General features: G+C 74.8%; 10 protein-coding genes and 1 pseudogene. 10 read left to right on the top strand and 1 reads right to left on the bottom strand.

The annotated features are described in order from the left end of the window. Positions 1-69 precede the first annotated feature (69 nt). The 10 genes and pseudogenes from Sfr03f_RS18610 (at position 70) to Sfr03f_RS18565 (ending at position 22008) form a co-directional block, all read left to right on the top strand. Positions 70-1437 carry an ABC transporter substrate-binding protein gene (locus tag Sfr03f_RS18610; protein WP_108955102.1) on the top strand — a complete coding sequence of 456 codons (1368 nt, stop codon included), beginning with the start codon at positions 70-72 and terminating at the stop codon, positions 1435-1437. Between the two features lie 7 nt (positions 1438-1444). Continuing rightward, a complete protein-coding gene (locus Sfr03f_RS18605) occupies positions 1445-2818 on the top strand; it encodes a carbohydrate ABC transporter permease (RefSeq protein WP_108955101.1) in 1374 nt (457 codons plus the stop codon). Next, entirely contained in the window at positions 2815-3747 is a 933-nt protein-coding gene (locus Sfr03f_RS18600) for a carbohydrate ABC transporter permease (protein WP_108955100.1), read from the top strand. The genes Sfr03f_RS18605 and Sfr03f_RS18600 overlap by 4 nt, the downstream gene beginning before the upstream one ends. A gap of 222 nt (positions 3748-3969) precedes the next feature. Beyond that, positions 3970-6198, top strand: a complete 2229-nt coding sequence (locus Sfr03f_RS18595) for a bifunctional glycosyltransferase/CDP-glycerol:glycerophosphate glycerophosphotransferase (protein ID WP_108955099.1) — start codon at positions 3970-3972, stop codon at positions 6196-6198. A 364-nt stretch (positions 6199-6562) separates the two neighbouring features. Next, positions 6563-9073: a bifunctional glycosyltransferase/CDP-glycerol:glycerophosphate glycerophosphotransferase gene (locus Sfr03f_RS18590; protein WP_108955098.1), complete on the top strand. Its 2511-nt coding sequence runs from the start codon at positions 6563-6565 to the stop codon at positions 9071-9073. A gap of 3 nt (positions 9074-9076) precedes the next feature. Next, positions 9077-11371, top strand: coding sequence for a bifunctional glycosyltransferase/CDP-glycerol:glycerophosphate glycerophosphotransferase (locus Sfr03f_RS18585; protein WP_108955097.1), 2295 nt, complete (start codon positions 9077-9079; stop codon positions 11369-11371). Beyond that, positions 11368-12609: pseudogene (locus Sfr03f_RS31285) on the top strand (hypothetical protein); the annotation flags it as partial. The gene Sfr03f_RS18585 and the pseudogene Sfr03f_RS31285, both read left to right, overlap by 4 nt. 830 nt (positions 12610-13439) lie before the next feature. Next, positions 13440-15125, top strand: coding sequence for a hypothetical protein (locus Sfr03f_RS31280; RefSeq protein WP_245967641.1), 1686 nt, complete (start codon positions 13440-13442; stop codon positions 15123-15125). Positions 15126-15129: 4 nt separating this feature from the next. After that, on the top strand, positions 15130-16533 hold the full coding sequence (locus Sfr03f_RS18570; RefSeq protein WP_435841900.1) for a glycosyltransferase 87 family protein: 1404 nt from the start codon (positions 15130-15132) through the stop codon (positions 16531-16533). A gap of 471 nt (positions 16534-17004) precedes the next feature. After that, positions 17005-22008: an NAD-glutamate dehydrogenase gene (locus Sfr03f_RS18565; protein ID WP_108955095.1), complete on the top strand. Its 5004-nt coding sequence runs from the start codon at positions 17005-17007 to the stop codon at positions 22006-22008. A 117-nt stretch (positions 22009-22125) separates the two neighbouring features. On the opposite strand, the gene Sfr03f_RS31275 is transcribed toward Sfr03f_RS18565, so the two are convergent. After that, complete coding sequence (locus tag Sfr03f_RS31275; RefSeq protein ID WP_245967640.1) at positions 22126-22629, bottom strand: HGxxPAAW family protein; 504 nt, start codon at positions 22627-22629, stop codon at positions 22126-22128. Positions 22630-22636: the final 7 nt, after the last annotated feature.

The following is a 22636-nucleotide window of genomic DNA, read 5'->3' as shown; positions in this document are numbered from 1 at the left end:
TTCCCCTGGGAAGGCGCAAGTCGCAACGTCCACCGACACGTTCAGCGACGAACGAAGAACGGGGCAACGATGCGCGTACGCAAGGCGCTGACAACCTCTCGGATACCCACCGCCCTGGTGGCCACCTCACTCGCCCTCGCCCTCGCGGCCTGCGGCGGTGGCGGTGACGACGGCGAGAAGAAGGACAAGGCCGGCGGCAGCGACGCCGCCAGGACCGTCGACCTGCCCAAGCTCGACGGCCAGACCCTCGAGTTCGCCGCCGTCTGGACCGGCACGGAGCAGGAGAACTTCAAGAAGGTCCTCGCGGAGTTCGAGAAGCGCACCGGCGCGACGGTGAAGTTCGTGCCCGCCCAGGACCCGATCATCAACTTCCTCGGCTCCAAGATCGCCGGCGGCGCACCGCCGGACGTGGCGATGCTGCCGCAGGTCGGCGCCATCCACCAGGCGGTGGAGAAGGGCTGGGCCAAGCCGCTCGGCGAGGAGGCCAAGGCGCAGCTCGCCAAGAACTACAGCCAGGGCTGGCAGGACCTCGGCTCCCACGAGGGCAAGCAGTACGGCGTCTACTACAAGGCCGCCAACAAGTCCCTGATCTGGTACAACGCCCAGGTCTTCGAGAACGCGGGGGCGAGCGAGCCCAAGAGCTGGGACGAGCTGCTGACCACCGCGCAGGCCGTCTACGACTCCGGTGTGACCCCGTTCTCGGTGGGCGGCGCCGACGGCTGGACGCTCACCGACTGGTTCGAGAACGTCTACCTCTCGCAGGCCGGCCCGGAGAAGTACGACCAGCTGGCCAAGCACGAGATCAAGTGGACCGACCCGTCGGTCAAGGAGGCCCTGACCACCCTGGCCCAGGTGTGGGGCAAGGCCGACTACGTCGCGGGCGGCGCCGACGGCGCGCTGCAGACGGAGTTCCCCGCGTCGGTGACCCAGACCTTCACCAAGGGCGACCAGCCGAAGGCCGCGATGGTCTACGAGGGCGACTTCGTGCAGGTCAACATCGGTGAGACGGACGCGAAGGTCGGCACCGACGCCAAGGTGTTCCCGTTCCCGGCGGTCGGCGACAGCGCGCCGGTGGTCTCCGGCGGCGACGCCGCGGTGATCCTCGAGGACTCCAAGGCCTCCCAGGCGCTGGCCACCTTCCTGGCCTCGCCGGACGCCGCGGGCATCCAGGCGAAGCTGGGCGGCTACCTCTCGCCGAACAAGGCGGTGGACGCGTCGGCCTACCCGAACGACGTGCAGCGCAAGATGGCCCAGGCGCTGATCGAGGCGGGCGACGACTTCCGGTTCGACATGTCGGACCAGGCCCCGCAGGCCTTCGGCGGCACGCCCGGCAAGGGCGAGTGGAAGATCCTCCAGGACTTCCTGAAGAACCCGAAGGACGTCGAGGGCGCCCAGGAGAAGCTGGAGGCCGCGGCGGCCAAGGCCTACGGGAACTGAGGCACCGATGGATTCGGCCGTGACCAAGGAGGGGTCCCCGGCGGCTGAGCCCGCCGGGGCGCCCCCCGCCCCGCCGTCCCCGCGCGGCCAGGCGTCCCGGAGACGGGCGTCCGCGCTCCCGTTCCTGTTCCTGCTGCCCGCCCTGGTGCTGCTGGGCGCGCTGGTGGTGTACCCGATCGGGTACTCGCTGCTGCGCAGCCTCTTCGACCGCACCGGCGAGAACTTCGCCGGCTTCGACAACTACGCCGAACTCTTCACCGACGACGGCATCCTGCGGGCGCTGACCAACAACCTGATCTGGGTCGTGGTGGCCCCGGCCGTCGCCACCGCGCTCGGCCTGATCTTCGCCGTGCTCACCGAACGGGTGCGCTGGGGCACGGCGTTCAAGCTCGTCGTCTTCATGCCGATGGCGATCTCCATGCTGGCGGCGGGCATCATCTTCCGCCTGGTCTACGACCAGGACCCGGACAAGGGCGTCGCCAACGCCGTGTGGGTGGGGGTGCACGACACCTTCGCGGAGTCCTCCGCCTTCCCCAAGGCGCACCCGGGGCGCGAGTCGCCGCTGAAGCCGGCCGGCGGCGGCGCGTTCGTCACCACCGACCCGGTGCGCGTCGGCACTCCGGTGTCGCTGCCGCTGGTGGGCGTCGCCCCCGACGTCATGCCCGACGACGCCTCCCGGGCCCGCCCGGCGAAGGCCGAGCCGGACCGGATCACCGGCGTGACCTGGCAGGACTTCACCCGCGGCAAGGGCGTGGGCGCGCTCAACGAGCCGGACGCCACCGAGGTCGGCTACCCGGGCATGCGCATCGAGGCGGTCAAGGACGGCAAGGTGGTGGAGCGGGTCACGGCGGCCTCGGACGGCTCCTTCAGCCTGTCCGCCGAGGCCGACGGGGCGCTGCTGCGGCTGCCGGCCGAGAACTTCCGCCAGCCGTACAACGGGATCGACTGGCTCGGCCCGTCCCTGGTCACCCCGGCGGTGATCGGCGCGTACGTGTGGATGTGGGCCGGGTTCGCGATGGTGCTGATCGCCGCGGGGCTCGCCGGGGTGCCGCGGGAGCTGATGGAGGCGGCCCGGGTGGACGGGGCCACCGAGTGGCAGGTGTTCCGCCGGATCACCGTGCCGCTGCTGGCCCCCGTGCTGGGGGTGGTGCTGGTCACCCTGATGATCAACGTGCTGAAGATCTTCGACCTGGTCTTCATCATCCCGCCGGGCTCCTCGCAGGACGACGCCAACGTGCTGGCCCTGGAGCTCTACCGGAAGGGCTTCGCCGAGGACCAGCCGGGGGTCGCCAGCGCCATCTCGGTCTTCCTGCTGCTGCTCGTCGTCCCGGTGATGTGGTTCAACGTCCGGCGGATCAGGCAGGAGGGCCGACAGCGATGACCTCGACCTCGACGCCGGCGACACCGGCTCCGGTTCCGGCACCGGCTCCGGCCGCGACCGGGAAGCAGGGGCCGCGCAAGGCCTCCTTCGCCTCACGGGCGGTCTCCGGGCTGGGCGGGACGCTGGTCCAGCTGTTCCTGGTGGTGGTCGGCCTGTTCTGGCTGATGCCCACCGTCGGCCTGCTGCTCTCCTCGTTGCGCTCGCCGCGGGACATGGCGGAGAGCGGCTGGTGGACCGTCCTGACCGAGCCCTCGCGGATGACGCTCGAGTCCTACTCGAACCTGCTCGGCAACGACGACATCACCGGCTCGCTGCTCAACACCCTGCTGATCACCGTGCCGGCCACCCTGCTGGTCGTGGTGATCGGCGCGCTCGCCGGCTACGCCTTCGCCTGGATGGAGTTCCCCGGACGGGACTGGTGGTTCCTGGGCGTGGTGGGCCTGATCGTGGTGCCGGTCCAGGTGGCGCTGCTGCCGATCGCCGAACTCTTCGGCGACCTGGGCCTGTTCGGGTCGATCGCGGGTGTGGTGCTGTTCCACACCGGTTTCGGCCTGCCGTTCGCGGTGTTCCTGCTGCGGAACTTCTTCGCGGAGATCCCGCGCGAGCTGCTCGAGGCGGCCCGGCTGGACGGGGCGGGCGAACTGCGCCTGTTCACCCGGGTGGTGCTGCCGCTGGGCGGCCCCGCGGTGGCGAGCCTGGGCATCTTCCAGTTCCTGTGGGTGTGGAACGACATGCTGGTCGCGCTGGTGTTCGCCGACTCCGGCAGCCAGCCGATCACGGTGGCGCTGCAGACACAGGTGCGGCAGTTCGGCAACAACATCGACGTGCTCGCGCCGGGCGCGTTCCTCTCCATGGCGATCCCGCTGGCGGTGTTCTTCGCCTTCCAGCGGCAGTTCGTCTCGGGAGTGATGGCGGGCGCCGTGAAGTAGACGTCAGGGGTGTGCGTCACTCGATCGGAAGCGTCCGGCAAGCGGGCGAATCCGTTCACCTGAAGGGGCGGTCCGGTCAACGGGCCGCCCCGACACGCGTCCGGCGTCGCCACCCGGCAGGGCGGCAGGGCGTATCCAGGTCACACCTTCGGATCTTCCGGCACCGGTCCCGTCGGCCCGGCGCCCGAGCCCGACCGCCCCCGTCACCCCCTGGATGTGCCGTTGCCCAGGTTCAGTGTCATCGTGCCCGCGTACCGGGTCCAGGCGTACCTGCACTCCTGCCTGGAGTCGGTGCTCGGGCAGTCGTACACGGACCTGGAGCTGATCGTGGTCGACGACGGGTCCCCGGACCGGTGCGGGGCGATCATCGACGAGTTCGCCGCCCGCGACGCCCGGGTCCGTCCCGTCCACCTGGAGCGCAACACCGGGCTCGGACCGGCCCGCAACACCGGCCTGGAGCGGGCGTCCGGCGACTACCTGATCTTCCTCGACGGTGACGACGCCCTCACCCCGCACGCCCTGCGCGCCATCGCCGAGCGACTCGACCACACCGGCGACCCGGACGTGCTGGTCTACGACTACGCCCGCCTCCGGCTGGACGGCACCGCCGTGCGCAACCGGCTCGCCGCCGAGCTGCGCGAGGACGGACCCGCCCCGTTCCCGCTGGACGACCGGCCCGGGCTGCTGAACCTGCTGATGGTCGTCTGGAACAAGGCCTACCGGCGGGCCTACGTGGAGCGGGAGAACCTCCGCTTCCCGGGCGGCTGCTACGAGGACACCCCCTTCACCTACCCGGCGCTGCTGGCCGCCGGGTCCCTGGCCACCCTGGACCGGGTCTGCGTCCACTACCGCCAGCGCCGCCTCGGCAACATCCTCGGCACCCCGGGCCGGCAGCACTTCGACGTCTTCGCCCAGTACGACCGGGTCTTCGCCTTCCTCGACGCGCGGCCCGGCCTGGCGCACTGGCGCGGCCCGCTGTTCCACCGCATGACGGACCACTGCTTCACCGTCCTCAACCGCGCCGACCGGCTGCCGCCCGGCGCCGACCGCGAGTTCCTGCGCCGCGCCCGCGCCCACCACCGCCGCCACCGCGTGAGCGGGCCGCCGCCCGCCGGGCTGCGGGCCCGCGGCCGCGACCTGGTGCTCCGCAGCGGCAGCGTCCGGCTCTGGCGGACCCTGCGGCTGGCGCTCGCCGCCTCGCGGCGCGCGGGCCGCCCGGCCCGCGCCGCCCTCCGCCGGGCCCGCGCGCTCCTGCTGCGCGTCCACTTCGCCGTGCAGCGCCTGCTGCCCACCCGCGACCTCGCGCTCTTCACCGCGGGGGACGGCGCCGCGCCCTACGGCGGCGACCCGGGGGCGCTGGAGACCGCGTTCCGGATGTGGTCGCCGCGCACCCGCACCGCCTGGGCCGCCCCGCGCGCACTCTCGGACACGGTGCCGCCGGAGACCAGGCGCCTCACCCCCGGCAGCCTCGCCTGGTGGACGGCGCTGGCCCGGGCCCGCTACCTGGTCACCGACACCGGCTTCGGCCGCCCGGTACGCCCCCGGCGCGGGCAGGTCCTGCTGCACACGCTCGACGGCCTGCCCCTCACCCGCGCCGGACTGGACGCGGCCCGGCCCGACGTCGACGCCGTCCTCGCCGACGTCGACACCTGGGACCTGTGCCTGTCCGGCGACTCCCACACCACGCTGGTCCACGAGCGCGGCTTCCCCGGCCGGTACACCACCCTGGAGTTCGGCCGTCCCCGCACCGACGCCTACCAGCGGGCCACCGCTCAGGACGTCGCCCGCGGGCGCGCCCTGCTGGGCGTCCCCGCCGAACGCACCGCGGTGCTGTACGCGCCGGTCCCGCGCCCGCACCCGGAGCCCTCGCTGGACGTGGAGGACCTGGCGCGGCGGCTGGGCGAGCGGTTCGTCCTGCTCACCACCGTCCCCGACCCCGGCACCTATCCGCCCGGCCGGGTGATCGACGTGTCCCGCACCGCGGCGCCCGCGGCCACCCTCTGCCTGGCGGCGGACGTTCTGCTCACCGACTGCTCCCCGCTGATCGCCGACTTCGCCGCGCTGGACCGGCCGGTGGTCCTCTGGGGGCCGGACCGGGCCGCACTGGACGCCGTGCGCGGTCTGTACCCCGTCCAGGTGCCGGGCGCGGTCGCCGAGGACACCGCGGAGCTGGCCCGGCTGCTGGTCACCGGAGCCTGCGACGGCCCGGCCCTGGCCGAACTGCGCGCGGCCTTCCGCGAGCGGCACTGCCCCCACGACGACGGGCGGGTCGCCGAGCGGGTGGTGCGGCGGGTGGTCCTCGGCGAGAGGGCCGGCCTGCCCGCGGTGACCCCGCCCGCCGAGCGCCGCCCGGCCCCCGCGGCCGCCCCGGTGCGCGCGACCGGCACCGGCCCCGCCGCCCTGCCCGCGGCGCGGCCGGCCGCGGGATACGGCCTGGCGGAACAGCGCTGAGGGGAACGCCGCCGATGCCCACGTCACGCCCGACCCCGTCCCGGCCCTCCACCTGGCGGCCGCCGGGCCGCCCACCGGGTCCCCACCGCGGCCGCTGACCCGCCGCACCGCACGCCCACCACACCCACCACGCCCCCACCGCCGATCCGCCGCACCGCACCCCCACCACCGATCCGCCGCACCCCGCCCCGCCCAGCCGCACCCGGCACCGCACCGCACCGCCCCAGCCCGCACCCGGCACCGCACCGCCCCATCCCCCACCCGGCACCGCACCGCACCGCCCCATCCCCCACCCGGCACCGCACCGCACCGCCCCGGGAAGACGCCCACCCGCGAACCACCGCGAAGAGGAGGCGCGCGAACCATGCCCCGGTTCTCCGTCGTGATCCCCGCCCATGGCACCGCCCACCGTCTGGCGGAGGCCCTGGACAGCGTCGCCGGCCCTCACCGGCACGACGTCGAGGTGATCGTCGTCCTCGACGGCCCGGACGCCCCCGAGGCCGACGTCCTCGCCCGCCGCGGCGACCAGGACCCGCCCACCCGTCCCGTGCTCTCCCCGCCCTCCGCCGGGCTGGGCGCGGCCCGCAACGCGGGACTGGCCGCGGCGCGCGGCGACTACGTGCTGTTCCTCGACGGCGACGACGCCCTCACCCCCGGCGCGCTCGACGCGGCCGCCGCCCGGCTCACCGTCGCCGGCGACCCCGACGTCCTGGTCCTCGGCCACGAACGCGCCCCCTGGTGGACCCCCGCCCGGCCGCCCGCGCCCGGACCACGGCTGCCCGAACAGAGCGCGCCCGAAGGGCCGTTCCACCCCGCCGAGGTGCCCGCCCTCACCGGCGTCCGGCTGCCCGCCTGGAGCGCCGCCTACCGCCGCGCCTTCGTCACCGCCCACCGCCTCGCCTTCGCCGACGGCTGGTACACCGACCTGTCCTTCACCCCGGCCGCGCTGCTCGCCGCCGACCGGGTCGCGGTGCTGCGCCGGACCGTCGTCGAGCACCGGGTACGGCGCCAGGGCAGCCGCCTCAACGAGCCCGGACCGCACCACCGGGACCTGCTCGACCGCGCCCGGGACCTGCTGTGCCGCGCGGCCGGACTGCCCGCCGCGCGGACCGGGCCGCTCTTCGCCGACCTGTTCGCGCTGGTCCTGCGCACCGCCGCCGACCCGCGCCGCCTGCCCGCCGCCGACCGCCGCGCCTTCTTCACCACCGCGGCCGGCCTGTACCGCCGCCACCGACCGGCCGGGTTCCGGCCGCCCCGCGGCAGCCTGGGTGTCCAGCACCGGCTGCTCGCCGCGGGCAGCCACCCGGCGTTCCGGCTGCTGCGCGCCGCCCACCGCGCGGCCGCCCGGGTGCGTGCCCTCGCCGTCCTGCCCGCCCCGCTGCGCGGGCTGCGCACCCGTCTGTACTACCGCCGCGCGCTGCGCCGCCCGCTCGACCCGCACCTCGTCGTGTACTGCGCCTACTGGGGCCGCGGCTACGCCTGCAACCCGGCGGCGATCCACGCCAAGGCCCGCGAACTCGCCCCGCACCTGCGCGGGGTCTTCCTCGTCGAGCCGGAGGCCGTCCCCACGCTCCCGCCCGGCGTGGAGCACGCGGTGATCGGCACCCGCGCCGCCTGGGACCTGCTGGCCCGCGCCACCTACCTCGTCTCCAACGCCAACTTCCCCGACGCCGTCGTCAAGCGCCCCGGCACCGTCCACCTGCAGACCCAGCACGGCACGCCGCTGAAGCGGATGGGCCTCGACCAGGCCGCCCACCCGGTGGTCGCCGCCGCCACCGGGAGCTTCGCCAGGCTGCTGGCCCGCGTCCAGCGCTGGGACCACAACCTGTCGTCCAACCCGCACTCCACCGAGACCTGGGAGCGGGTCTTCCCCGGCGGTCACACGACGCTGGAGTACGGCTATCCGCGCAACGACGTGTACTGCACGGCCACCGCACGGGACGTGGCGCGCATCCGCCGCGAACTGGGCGTCCCCGAGGGCGCCACGGCCGTCCTGTACGCCCCCACCCACCGCGACCACGCCGAGGGCTCCGACGCGGTCCGGCAGGGCCTCCTGGACCCCGAGCGGCTGGCCGAGGCGGCGGGGGACGACGCGGTGGTGCTGCTGCGGGCCCACTACTTCCACGACCGCGCCGGACGCGAACGCGCCGCCGCCTCACCGCGCGTGATCGACGTGACCTCGCACCGCTCGGCGGAGGACGTGTGCCTGGCGGCGGACATGCTGGTCACCGACTACTCGTCCATCATGTTCGACTACGCCGACCTGGACCGGCCGATCGTCGTGCACGCCCCCGACTGGGACGTCTACCGCGCCACCCGCGGCGTCACCTTCGACCTCCTGGCGTCGCCCCCCGGCCCCGTCTCCCGCACCCCGGAGGAGCTCTACCGCCTCCTCGCCGAGGGCGCCCCCACCTCCCCGGAGTCCGCCCGTCTGCGCGCCGCGTTCCGCGCGCGCTTCTGCCCCTGGGACGACGGCCACGCCGCCGAACGCGTCGTCCGCCACGTCCTGCTCGGCGAACCCCCCGCCGCCCTCCCCCCGATCGTCCCCCTGCCGGCCCGCACCCCGGCTCCGTCCGCCGCCCCGCCCGGACCACCGGCCACCGGACGAACCCGCACGGCAGCGCCTGCCTCCCGTCCTGCGGGCGGCCGTGCCGGCCCGGCGGCCATTCCTGCCGCTCCATCCGCGGGCGGCCGGGCCGCCCAGGGGGCGACGGGGGTCCCCCCGCGCGAGCGAAGCCGAGCGTGGGGGAGGGCGGGCGCAGGCGGCCACGACTCGCGTGACGATTCGCCCCACCGGGCGTCGGCCCCCCGCACCGCACCCCCGGCCCCGGCGGACGCGCCCCACACCCGTCCCGCCCCACCCGTGAGGAACTGACCCGTGCCGCCCCGCCTCAGCATCATCGTCCCCGCCCACCGCGTACAGGGCTTCCTCCGCGAGTGCCTCGACTCCGTCCTCACCCAGTCCCACCAGGACTGGGAGGTGATCGCCGTCGACGACCACTCCCCCGACCGCAGCGGCGCGATCCTCGACGAGTACGCCGCCCGCGACCCGCGGATCAAGGTGCTCCACCTGGCGGAGAACGCCGGCCTCGGCCGCGCCCGCAACGCCGCGCTCCCGCACGCCGCCGGCGACCACCTCCTCTTCCTGGACAGCGACGACACCCTCACCCCCGGCGCCCTCCAGGCGATCGCCGACCGCCTCGACGAGACCGGCGACCCGGACGTCCTCGTCTTCGACTACGTCCGCGCCCACTGGTGGGGCGGCATCCGCCGCAACGCCCTCGCCCACGTGCTCGCCGACGCCGGCGCGACCCCCGGCGGCGTGTTCACCGCCGCCGGGCACCCCGAGATCCTCGAACTCCTCATGGTGGTCTGGAACAAGACCTACCGCCGCGCGTTCGTCGAGCAGCACGGCTTCCGCTTCCCGCCCGGCTACTACGAGGACACCCCCTGGACCTTCCCGGTCCTGCTCACCGCCGGGCGGATCGCTGCCCTGGACCGCGTGTGCCTCAGCTACCGCCAGCGGCCCACCGGCTCGATCCTCTCCACCACCAGCCGCAAGCACTTCGACCTGCACGAGCAGTACCGCCGGGTCTTCGCCTACGTCGACGAGCACCCCGAACTGGAACCGTGGAAGCCCTACCTGCACCGGCGGGCGGGCGAGCACTGCCTGGACGTGCTGGGCAAGCCGGACCGTCTCCCGCCCACCGCCAAGGCCGAGTTCTTCCGCGCCACCGCCGGTCTCCTGCGCGAACTGCGCCCCCCGGGCCTGGTGGTCACCGACCCCGCCCTGCGCGTACTGGAACGTCCGTACGCCGCCTACCGGTTGGGCAGGCAGGCGGCCGCGGCCCGCCACCGCGCGGCCGGCGCGGCCCGCCTCGCACGCCGTGTCACCGCCGAACGCGCGGGCCGCCTGCTGCAGTTCGCGCACCGCCGCCGCGGCCTGGACCCCGAACTCGCGCTGTACTCCGCGTTCCACCACCGCGGCGTGCTGGGCGACCCGGCGGCGATCCACCGGGCGGCCCGCGAACTCGCCCCGCACATCCGCGGCGTGTGGGTGGTGCGCCCCGAACACGCCCACCAGGTCCCCGACGGGATCGAACACGTCGCCCCCGGCTCGCCCCGGCACCTCGCCCTGCAGGCCCGTGCCACCTGGTTCGTCAACGACGTCCACTGGCCCTGGATGCCGGTCAAGCACCCCGGCAGCGTGCACATCCAGACCCACCGCGGCACCCCGCTGAAGTACCAGGGCGCCGACCTGCTGACCAAGCCCGGGGCCCGGCTGGGGCTGGACGTGCCGCGGATGCTGCGCAGGGCGGACCTCTGGGACTGGAGCCTGGTCGCCAACCGGCACTCCGAGCGGGTGTGGGAGCGCGCCTTCCCCTGCCACTTCACCTCGCTGCGCACCGGCAGTCCGCGCAACGACGTGCTGGTGCGCGGCGACGCCGCCCGCGGAGCGGCCACCCGGGCCCGTCTCGGCATCCCCGCCGGGCACACCGTGGTGCTGTACGCCCCGGCCCGTCGCGACCACGTCCGCGGCGGCCACACGGTGCCCTTCGACCCGGCCCGTCTCGCCGCCGACCTCGGCCCGGGGCGGACCCTGGTGGTCCGCCTCCACCCCTCGCTCGCCGACGGCCCGGTGCGCGGCCTCGATCTCGCCGAGCTGCACCGGCGGGGCGTCCTCGTCGACGCCACCGACGAACCCCATGTGGAGGATCTGATGCTCGCCTCCGACGTCCTGGTCACCGACCACTCGTCGCTGATGTTCGACTACGCCAACCTGGACCGGCCCGTCGTCGTCCACGCCGACGACCGGGCCGCGGTCGCGGCGAGCCGCGGCCTGTACCTCGACGTCACCGCCGAACCACCCGGCCACGTGACCCACCGCTACGAGGAACTGACCGAACTCTTCGCCACCGACGCCTGGCGCGACGAGCGGTCCGCCCAGCGCCGCGCCCGCTTCCGCGCCGTGTACGGCGAGTTCGACGACGGCCGGGCCGCCGAGCGGGTGGTGCGCGCCCTGATGCTCGGCGAACCGATGCCGGCCCACGCCGCCCCGGCCCACGCCGCCCCCGCCGGTGCCGCTCCCGCCCCGGCGCGCGCCGCCGACGGCGGCTCGGCCTCCCTGCCCGCGCCGGCCGCCGGCCGCGACGACCTCCTCCCGCGGTCATGACCGCCGCCTCCCTGCGGGCCACGCTGCGCCCGCGCCGCACCCGCGGCTGGGTCCTGCTGCTCGCCGCCGTCTTCGCCGTGCTCCAGCTCGCCAACGTCGGCGGCCGGGACACCCCCGACACCAAGAACTACCTCTCGTACACGATGAGCCTGCTCGGGCAGGACAAGCGGGAGGCGGCGGGCGTCACCATCGAGTACGTCTGCACCAGCCAGGCCTCCGTGGCCCGCCGGGACCAGAAGGTCGACGTCCGGCGCTTCCACCGGGCCTCGCCCGCCCGCAAGGTCGCCGCCGACTGCCGGTCCGGCCACTGGCGGACCGTCGACGAGCGGCTGAAGGCGGGACAGACCGGCGGGCACACCACGCCCTTCATGTCCGAGCGGTTCCAGCGGATCTTCGAGGTCCGCCCCGGCTACCCGGCGTTCCTGGTGCCGTTCGTCGCGACGTTCGGCGTGAAGTGGGGCCTGTGGACGGCGGGCGTCACCGTCGCGTCGTCGTGCGGGGTGCTGGTCTTCCTGGTCCTGCGTTCGCTGCGGGCCCGCCGCACCCTGGCCCTCACCGGCCAGGCGCTGTTCTACGCGCTGCCCTGCGGGGCGACGGCGATGCGGCCGATGACCGAGGGGCTGCTGCTCCTGTTCACCCTGTCCGCCCTGTGGGGCTGCGCGCTGGTGCTGCGCGGACGTGACGGGACGGGCGCGATGCTGGTCTCGCTGTCCCTGGCGGCGCTGTTCACCGTCAAGCACTCGCAGGCCCTGTTCCTCGGGCTGTGCCTGGCCGCGGCGGGCACGGCGGTCGCCCTGCGCCGGCTGCGGCACGCACGGCCGATGGGGCGCGGGGTGGTCGCGGTGGCGGCGGCCTCCGCGTACGGGGCGCTGGCCACGGTGGTCGCCGCCTGGGCGCTGGACCACCCGTCGCTGACGGACAGCGTGCAGGACCTGCTCACCGACCACTTCCAGCGGCCCGACCGGGCTGCGCCGTGGCGGGAGTTCGCGCACCTGGAGTTCAACTTCTGGGTGGAGTGGACCCGCCGCCAGCTGTGGGAGCCGCTGTTCGCCGTGGCGCTGGCCGCGGGGGCGTGGGGCGCGCTGCGGAGGCGTCCCGCGTTCGGCGTGTTCCTGATCGGCGCGGCGGGCACGGGGGTGCTGACCCAGGCGGCCCACCCCGACCTGGGCATCTGGGGCGGCCGTCTGATCGTGCTCGCCTGGGTCCTGCCGGTGGTGGGCCTCCCGCTGCTCCTGGAGTCCCTGACGACCCGCCAGGGTCCCTTCTCCCCCACCAGCGTCCCCCTCCGCCTCCCCCACCCCACCCCCGGCGCCGGCCCCTGGCCCCCGCGCTCCGCCCCGACAGCCCCCGCACCCGACGCGACCCCTGCCCCCCTCACCGCGGCCACACCCCGCAACAGCGACACCGCGGGCACCTCCCCCGCGAGCCCATCCCCTGCGGGCACCTCCCCCGCGAGCTCATCGTCCGCGGGCGCCTCCCCCGGGAGCTCATCGTCTGCGGGCTCATTCCCTGCGGGCGCGTCCCCCGCGGGCTCATCGTCTGCGGGCGCCTCCCCTGCGGGCGCGTCCCCCGCGAGCTCATCGTCTACGGGCGCCTCCCCTGCGGGCGCGTCCCCCGCGAGCTCATCGTCTACGGGCGCCTCCCCTGCGGGCGGCTGGGCCGCCCAGAGGGCGGCACGGGCGGGCGCAGGCGGCAAGGACGCACGTGACGGCTCGCTCCACCGGGCATCAGCTCTCCAGCCCGCGCCGCCCGCACCCCGCGCCGCCGAGGCCCCCACGGCCCCGGAGCCCGCACACTCGCGCCCCCGCCCCCGCCCCCGCCCGCTCACCGTGACCACCGCCGCGCACCACCCCCCGACGGCCCTCGCCCACCTGGCCTCCCGGTCGGGCCCGGGCCCGGACAAGGCCCCGGGCAAGAGTCCGGGCAAGGGCCCGGGCAAGGACGTGGCCCCGGGCACCGGCAAGCTGTCGCGCAGGGACAGAGGCAAGCGGCGCGCCAAGGCCGACGACCAAGGCAAGGGCAGGGGCAAGGGCCGCGGCGACTCCCCCTCCCCCGGGGGCCCGAAGACGTGACCGTCACCACCCGCACCCGCACGGGGGCGAAGGCACCCCACGGCTCCACCGCCACGCGCCGCTTCCGCCCCCGTCACCCCTCCCCCTACGCCGTCTTCGGCGGCCTCGCCTGGCTCGTGCTGACCCTCGCCTCCTGGCGGGTGCCGATGTGCTGCGACTACGGCCAGCACGCCGCCGTCGTCGAGCGCCTGCGCGAGTCGCTGATGCACCCCCGGCACCCCCTGGTGGACCTCCCGGGCGACGGCAACCCCTACTACTCCCCCTACGCGCTCGCCCAGGGCGCCTTCGCCCGCCTCACCGGCCTGAACGGCATCGAGACGGTCCGCCTGGCGACCCCCTTCAACCTGGCCGTCCTCCTCACCGGCCTGAACCGCCTGGTCCGCGCCCTCACCCCCCGCCCCTGGGCGCCCGTGTGGGCGCTCCTGGCCGTCACCCTCCTGTGGGGCACCGAGCGCGCCTGGTGGAGCGGGTTCCTGAACCTGATGTCCTCGACGGGCCACGCCGGCTACCCCTCCGCCTTCGCCCTCGGCGCGACCCTCTGGGCGTGGGCCCTGACCGCCGACCGGGTCCACGCCGCCGACGGCAACGGCAACCGCGGCGGTGCCTGCGACGGCCGCGGCGGCACAGGCCGCGGCGACCACGGCAACGGCGGCGAGAACAAGGGCGGCGGCAGCGACCCCACGACCGCCCGCGACCGCCCCGGCGTCCGCTTCGTCGGCCCCCGCGGCCTGCCCGGCCTCCCCGGCTACGCCGCCCTGGGCGTCCTGTACGGGCTGATCCTGCTGACCCACCCGGTCACCTTCGTCGCCGCCGCCCTCGGCGCCCTCGCCTTCGTCGCCGCCTCCCCGCGCGCTCTCACCCCCGCGCTGCTCGGGCGCTGGGCGACGGCCGCCACCGTCGCCCTCGCCCTCGCGCTCGCCTGGCCGTACGCGGACGTCCTCGCCCTGGCCGGGGACCGCGGCCTCGACGTGATGCACCGCCAGCTCTACGACCGCCTCCCCGAGCGCTTCTGGCTCGCCGTCGTGCTCGGCCTCCCGGCGCTGGTCCTGCGGGCCCGCAGGGCCGGCCGTCCCTGGCGCGACCCGCTGACGCTGCTGTTCCTGCTGGACTGCGCGGCCCTGGCGTACGGCTGGCTCAGCGGTCACTGGACGTACGCCCGCCTGCTCGGTCCCGCCCTGCTCCCGCTGCAGGTGGCCCTGGCCGTGGAGCTGGCGGCGCCGCGCCCCTGGCCGCGGTGGCGCAAGGCCCTGGGCGCCGCGGCCGCGGCGGGCGCGGTGTGCGGGCTGCTGACCGTGCACGCGGGCGCCCTCGTGCCCTCGGACCGCCTCGACCAGCCGCCGCACTGGCCCTCGTACGACTGGGCCGCCCGGCACGTGGGCCGGGGCGAAACCCTGCTGGCCGACGGCTACTTCGCGCCGCGTCTGCTGCCGGGGTACGGCGTCGACCTGGTGGCGCCGCCCTGGCCGGACCCGGTGCTCGGCGACCGGGAACGCGGCCGGCGGCTGGAGGCCACCGCCCGCTACCTGGACCCGGCCACCGGGCGCGCCGGGCGGGAGGCCGTGGTCCGCCGCTACCGGGTGCGCTGGCTGCTGCTGACCCGCTGGAGGAGGACCCCCGAGGAGGCCGTGGTGGTGGCCTGGAGCAGGGAGACGGGCGAGGTCCTCGCCCGGGTCGGCCGGTGACCCCGTGACCCCTCCCCCTGGGCGCGGCCCGTCGCCCGCTCCCGCCCCGGAGCCCCGGCCGACGGCCCCGGAGCCCCCGCCGGGCCGCGTCCGCCCCGCCGCGGCCGTCGCCGCACTGGCCCTGCTGTGGCTCCTGACCCGCGTCGTGATGCTCTGGCTGCTGACCCACGACCACCTGCCGTGGCTCGGCGCGGGCGGCGTCACGCACGAGCCGGAGCGCCTCTACACGCGCTGGCGGGAGACCCTGGACGACGGCTCCTACCCCTCCGGCGACCCGCTCTGGCAGTACCCGCCCGGCGCGGGCGCCGCCCTGCTGCTGCCCGGGCTGCTGCTGCCCCGGCTGCCCTACCCGTGGGCGTTCACCGCGCTCACGCTGGTCGCGGACGCCGCCGTCACCGCCGCCCTGCTCCGGGCGGGTGTCACCCGCCGCACCCGGGGCGGCGGGCGACGCAGCCTGCTGGGCGCGCTGCTGTGGACCGCGGGACTCCCGCTGCTGCTGCACGTCCCGCTGGCCCGCTTCGACGTGCAGGTCACCGCGCTCGCCGTGCTCGCGCTGCTCGTCGTGGACCGACTGCCCCGTCTGGGCGGCGCGCTCGCCGCGCTCGGCGCGCTCGCCAAGGCGTGGCCGGCGCTGGTGCTGGCCGGTACCGAGCCGGGCCGCACCACCCGGCGCGCCTGGGCCTCCGCCGCTCTCACCGCCGTCACCCTGCTCGCCCTGCTGACCTCGCTGTTCGCCGACGCCCTCTCCTTCGTCCGGCAGCAGAGCGGGCGGGGCGTGCAGATCGAGTCGCTCGGCGGCACGCTGCTCTCCTTCGCCTCCCGGGCCGGCTGGCCGGGACAGGTGCGCTACCAGTATGGGGCGATGGAACTGGTCGGCCCGGGCGTGCGGGTGGTGGCCGCGGCCTCGCTGGCACTGACCGCGGCGTCCTTCGCGCTGATCGTCCTGTGGCGTCTGCGGGTGGTCCGCGCCACCCGCGCCGGCTCCCCGCACGGCCACCGGTACCCGGCCCTGACCCACGACGCCCCGCTGGCGGCCGTGCTGCTGCTCACGGTGACCAGCCGGGTCATCAGCCCTCAGTACATGATCTGGCTGCTGGGCCTGTCCGCGGTCTGCTTGACCCTGCGGCACTCCGCCCAACGTCCGGTGGCGCTGCTCGTGGTGGCGGCGACGGCGGTCAGCGCGCTGGCCTATCCGGTCCTCTACGAGGAGGTCGTCGCCCGCACCTGGACCGGCTGCCTGGTGATGGCCGTCCGCAACGGCCTGCTGGTGGCCGCCGCCGTCCTGTCCTGCGTCCGGCTGGCGCGCCTCACCCCGGGACGGGACGACGGACCGGACGGACGGAGCGGCCAGGCCGCCCGCGGCGGCCAGGCGCCGGCGACGACGCCCCACGGCCCGCCGCCCGGCTGAGAAAACCGCCCACGCCCGGCCTGAGAACCGCCCACGCCGGGCCTGAGAACCGCCCGCGCCGGGCGTCCCCATACCGCCCCGCCCCCCTTCGTGGCGCTGTGCGGACCGGCAAAATAGCACCCCCTGTTTTGTACACATACGGCTCATGACGGCCCCCTCTCACCGGCATATAGCCTTGTGGCGTGATCAGCGCGATAGCCGGCGCGGGCGAACCAGCCCCCGCATCGCGCCCGGAGCACCCGGTGGACACCCGGGACCGGGCGCCGCTCGCTGATATTTCCGAGGGGGCCAGGGGGGCCGCGACATCGGAGTCGCGCATGGCCGGATTCCCCACGCACGTCCCCTCCCCAGGCATAGCGTCGACACGAACCGGACACCCGGCATCGAGACGTGCTGCCGGAAGCGCCACGGCCGGACCGGCCGACTTCCCTTCGACGTCACGCAACGGCGCGCGACAGGAGCCAAGGAACGATGCAGACCAAGCTGGACGAAGCCAAGGCCGAGCTGCTCGAGAGGGCAGCCCGGGTAGCTGAGAACAGCCCCGCCGGAGGACGTCTTCCGGCGGGGGCCACGGACGACGGCGGGAGGAGCCCGGACCGGGCCGCCGTGCTGTCGTTGCTCCAGCGCTACTACCTGCACACGGCGCCCGAGGACCTCACCGACCGCGACCCGGTCGACGTCCTGGGCGCTGCGTACTCCCACTACCGGCTGGCCGGCAACCGGCCGCAGGGCACGGCCGCGGTGCGCGTGCACACCCCGACCGTCGAGGAGAACGGCTGGACCAGCAGCCACTCCGTGGTCGAGGTCGTCACCGACGACATGCCGTTCCTGGTCGACTCGGTGACCAACGAGCTCTCCCGCCAGGGCCGCGGCATCCACCTGGTGGTCCACCCGCAGGTCGTGGTCCGCCGCGACCTGACGGGCAAGCTGCTGGAGGTCCTCGACACCCCCGTCGGCTCGGACGCCGAGCTGCCGCACGACGCGTACGTCGAGTCGTGGATCCACGTCGAGATGGACCGCGAGACCGACCGCGACGACCTCAAGCAGATCACCGCCGACCTGCAGCGCGTCCTGTCCGACGTCCGCGAGGCCGTCGAGGACTGGGAGAAGATGCGCGAGGCGGCCCTGCGCATCGCCGACGAACTGCCCGCCGAGCCGCTCGCCTCCGACCTGCCCACGGAGGAGATCGAGGAGGCCCGCGAGCTGCTGCGCTGGCTGTCCGCCGACGCCTTCACCTTCCTCGGCTACCGCGAGTACCAGCTCGTCGACGACGACACCCTGGTCGCCGTCCCCGGCACCGGCCTCGGCATCCTGCGCTCCGACCCGCAGCAGAGCGCGGGCGAGGGCGAGCACGACGGCGACCGCGGCGCGGACCCGGCCGGCCCGTCCTTCGAGCGGCTGCCCGCCGACGCCCGCGCCAAGGCCCGCGAGCACCGGCTGCTGGTCCTCACCAAGGCCAACAGCCGCGCCACCGTGCACCGCCCCAGCTACCTGGACTACATCGGCGTCAAGAAGTTCGACAAGAACGGCGAGGTCGTCGGCGAGCGCCGCTTCCTCGGCCTGTTCTCCTCGGCCGCCTACACCGAGTCGGTGCGCCGCGTCCCGGTGATCCGCCGCAAGGTCGCCGAGGTGCTGGCCGGCACCGGCTTCTCCCCCAACAGCCACGGCGGGCGCGACCTGCTCCAGATCCTGGAGACCTACCCGCGCGACGAGCTGTTCCAGACGCCCGCCGACGAACTGCGCTCCATCGTCACCTCCGTCCTCTACCTGCAGGAGCGCCGCCGCCTGCGGCTGTACCTGCGTCAGGACGAGTACGGCCGCTACTACTCGGCTCTGGTCTACCTGCCCCGCGACCGCTACACCACGGCCGTGCGGCTGCGGATCATCGACATCCTCAAGGAGGAACTCGGAGGCTCCAGCGTCGACTTCACCGCCTGGAACACCGAGTCCATCCTCTCCCGGCTGCACTTCGTGGTCCGCGTGCCGCTCGGCACCGAGCTGCCGCACCTGTCGGACGCCGACAAGGAGCGCATCGAGGGCCGGCTCGCCGAGGCCGCCCGCTCCTGGGCCGACGGCTTCGCCGAGGCGCTGCACGCCGAGTTCGGCGAGGAGCGCGCCGCCGAACTGCTGCGCCGTTACGGCAACGCCTTCCCCGAGGGCTACAAGGCCGACCACACGCCGCGCGCCGCGGTCTCCGACATCGCTCGCCTGGAGCACCTGACCACGGCCGGCGTCGAGGAGGAGTTCGCCCTCAGCCTGTACGAGCCGGTCGGCGCGGCGCCCGGCGAGCGCCGCTTCAAGATCTACCGTCACGGCGCCCCGGTCTCCCTCTCCGAGGTGCTGCCGGTCCTCACCCGGCTCGGCGTCGAGGTCACCGACGAGCGCCCCTACGAGCTGCGCTGCCCGGAGGGTCACGACGGCGTCACCGGCGCGTGGATCTACGACTTCGGCCTGCGCCTGCCGCGCACCGCGCTCACCGCGGCCGGGGAGTTCCTCGGCGGCGACGACGCCCGCGAGCGGTTCCAGGACGCCTTCGCCGCGACCTGGACCGGGCGCGCCGAGAACGACGGCTTCAACTCCCTGGTCCTCAGCGCCGGTCTGACCTGGCGTGAGGCGATGATGCTGCGCGCCTACGCCAAGTACCTGCGCCAGGCCGGGTCGACGTTCTCGCAGGACTACATGGAGGACACCCTCCGCGACAACGTCCACACCACCCGCCTGCTGGTCTCGCTGTTCGAGGCGCGGCTGTCGCCGGAGCGGCAGAGCGCCGGCCTGGAGATCGTCGAGGGCCTGCTGGAGGAGCTGGACGGCGCCCTGGACCAGGTCGCCTCGCTGGACGAGGACAGGATCCTGCGGTCCTTCCTCACGGTCGTGAAGGCGACCCTGCGGACCAACTTCTTCCAGCTGACCGACGACGGCCGGCCGCACGACTACGTGTCGATGAAGTTCGACCCGCAGGCCATCCCCGACCTGCCGGCGCCGCGCCCCGCCTTCGAGATCTGGGTGTACTCGCCGCGCGTCGAGGGCGTCCACCTGCGGTTCGGCAAGGTGGCCCGCGGTGGTCTGCGCTGGTCGGACCGGCGTGAGGACTTCCGCACGGAGGTCCTCGGCCTGGTCAAGGCGCAGATGGTGAAGAACACCGTCATCGTGCCGGTCGGCGCCAAGGGCGGCTTCGTCGCCAAGCAGCTGCCCGACCCGTCGGTGGACCGCGACGCCTGGATGGCCGAGGGCGTCGCCTGCTACCGCACCTTCATCTCCGCGCTGCTCGACATCACCGACAACCTGGTCGGCGGCGAGGTCGTCCCGCCGCAGGGCGTGGTGCGGCACGACAGCGACGACACCTACCTGGTGGTCGCCGCCGACAAGGGCACCGCCACCTTCTCCGACATCGCCAACGAGGTCGCCCAGGCGTACGGCTTCTGGCTGGGCGACGCGTTCGCCTCCGGCGGCTCCGCCGGCTACGACCACAAGGGCATGGGCATCACCGCCCGCGGCGCCTGGGAGTCCGTCAAGCGCCACTTCCGCGAACTGGGCGTGGACACCCAGTCGCAGGACTTCACCGTGGTCGGCGTCGGCGACATGTCCGGCGACGTGTTCGGCAACGGCATGCTGCTCAGCGAGCACATCCGCCTGGTCGCCGCCTTCGACCACCGGCACATCTTCGTCGACCCCACCCCGGACGCGGCCGCCTCCTACGCCGAGCGCCGCCGCCTGTTCGAGCTGCCGCGCTCCTCGTGGGCGGACTACGACACCGAGCTGCTCTCCCCGGGCGGCGGCGTCTTCCCCCGCACCGCGAAGTCGATCCCGCTCAACCAGCACATCCGCGAGGCCCTCGGCATCGACCCCGGCGTCACCAAGATGACCCCGGCCGAGCTGATGAAGGCCGTGCTGAGCGCCCCCGTCGACCTGCTGTGGAACGGCGGCATCGGCACCTACGTGAAGGCCTCCACCGAGTCCCACGCGGACGTCGGCGACAAGGCCAACGACGCCATCCGGGTGGACGGCCGGGACCTGCGGGCCAAGGTCGTCGGCGAGGGCGGCAACCTGGGCCTGACCCAGCTCGGCCGCATCGAGTACGCGCAGGCCGGCCGGGGCGGCGAGGGCGGCAAGGTCAACACCGACGCCATCGACAACAGCGCGGGCGTGGACACCTCCGACCACGAGGTGAACATCAAGATCCTGCTCAACGGGCTGGTCTCCGCCGACGACATGACGGTCAAGCAGCGCAACAAGCTGCTCGCCGAGATGACCGACGAGGTCGGCCACCTGGTCCTGCGCAACAACTACGCGCAGAACACCGCGCTGGCCAACGCCGCCGCCCAGGCGCACGACATGCTGCCCTCCCAGCAGCGGTTCCTGCGCCACCTGGTGCGCTCCGGCCGTCTGGACCGGGCCATCGAGTTCCTGCCCACCGACCGGCAGATCCGTGAGCGCCTCCAGCACGGGCAGGGCCTCACCGGCCCCGAGACCGCCGTGCTGCTGGCCTACACCAAGATCACCGCGGCCGAGGAGCTGGTGACCACCGGCCTGCCCGACGACCCGTACCTGCGGCGCCTGCTGCACGCCTACTTCCCGGCGGCGCTGCGCGAGCGGTTCGAGGAGCAGATCGACAACCACCCCCTGCACCGCGAGATCGTCACCACGGTGCTGGTCAACGACACCGTCAACACCGGTGGCACCACCTTCCTGCACCGGCTGCGCGAGGAGACCGGGGCGTCGCTGGAGGAGGTGGTGCGGGCGCACACCGTGGCCCGGGAGATCTTCCACTGCGGACGTGTCTGGGACGCCGTGGAGGCGCTGCACAACCAGGTCGAGGCGGCCGTCCTCACCCGGATCCGGCTGCACTCGCGCCGCCTGGTCGAGCGCGCCACCCGCTGGCTGCTCAACAACCGGCCGCAGCCGCTGGCCATCGCCGAGACGGTGGAGTTCTTCGCCGAGGGCGTCGAGCAGATCTGGGGCCACCTGCCCAAGCTGCTGCGCGGCGCCGACCAGGCCTGGTACCAGCACATCCACGACGAGCTGGCGGACGCCGGCGTGCCGGAGGAACTGGCCTCGCAGGTCGCCGGGTTCTCCTCCGCCTTCCCGACGCTGGACATCGTCGCGGTGGCCGACCGGGTCGGCCGCGACCCGCTGGAGGTCGCCGAGGTCTACTACGACCTCGCCGACCGGCTGCGCATCACCCAGCTGATGGACCGCATCCTCGAACTGCCGCGCGCCGACCGGTGGCAGTCCATGGCCCGCGCCTCCATCCGCGAGGACCTGTACGCCGCCCACGCCGCCCTCACCGCGGAGATCCTCGCCGCGGGAGCCGAGGCCGACACCCCGGAGCAGCGCTTCGAGGCCTGGCAGCAGCGGCACGCCGCGATCCTGAGCCGGGCCCGCACGACGCTGGACGAGATCCACACCTCCGACAGCTTCGACCTGGCCAACCTCTCGGTCGCGATGCGCACCATGCGCACGCTGCTGCGGTCGTAGCCCCGACCGCCGCCCGCGGTTCGCGCCGCGGTCTCCGGGCCGCCCGACGTGTCCACCCGACACGGCGGGCGGCCCGCCGCGTTCCCCCCGGGACACCGCCCGCGGGACCCACTCCGGTCACACGGCCCCGGTGACCGCCCGCCGCCCCGGCTCGGGCGCGAGCTGGGGCTCCGGCTCGGGCGCGAGCTGGGGTTCCGGCTCGGGCGCGAGCTGGGGTTCCGGCTCGGGCGCGCGCAGGGGTTCCGGCTCGGGCGCGCGATGGGGTTCCGGCCGGGTGAGGCGACGCCCGCGCCGCGCCAGGCGACAGCCCCAGCAGTCCGGGTGCCCCTGCGCGGCCGCCCGGTCCCTCGTACGCCAGTGCCGGTCGGCGGCCGGGCGCGGCCCGCCGGGCTTCCCCCAGCCGCCCAGATGCAGCACCCAGCTGAGCAGGGCGGCCAGGACGACCACGCCGAGGCCGATCAGGAAGCCGGCGGGCCGTCCGGCGACCGTCGCCGCGCCGCAGAGGGCGCATCCGACGAGGGCGAGGCAGGCGCCCGCCCATCCGGCGAGCGTGTGCCCGAGGTCCTCGTCATCGCTCAGCGACTGGGGCTGAACGTCACCGACCTGACCTGCCTCGGCCACATCATCG

Source organism: Streptomyces fragilis, from assembly GCF_003112515.1.
GTDB classification, from domain to species: domain Bacteria; phylum Actinomycetota; class Actinomycetes; order Streptomycetales; family Streptomycetaceae; genus Streptomyces; species Streptomyces fragilis.
Note: the sequence above shows the minus strand (reverse complement) of the source record. Positions and strands in the feature narration are given on the sequence as shown.

Bases quoted from the DNA above. Each gene is read 5' to 3' on its own strand.
- Sfr03f_RS18600 (WP_108955100.1), top strand. From the start codon at position 2,815: ATGACCTCGACCTCGACGCCGGCGACACCGGCTCCGGTTCCGGCACCG.
- Sfr03f_RS18605 (WP_108955101.1), top strand. From the start codon at position 1,445: ATGGATTCGGCCGTGACCAAGGAGGGGTCCCCGGCGGCTGAGCCCGCC.
- Sfr03f_RS18610 (WP_108955102.1), top strand. From the start codon at position 70: ATGCGCGTACGCAAGGCGCTGACAACCTCTCGGATACCCACCGCCCTG.
- Sfr03f_RS18590 (WP_108955098.1), top strand. From the start codon at position 6,563: ATGCCCCGGTTCTCCGTCGTGATCCCCGCCCATGGCACCGCCCACCGT.
- Sfr03f_RS18565 (WP_108955095.1), top strand. From the start codon at position 17,005: ATGCAGACCAAGCTGGACGAAGCCAAGGCCGAGCTGCTCGAGAGGGCA.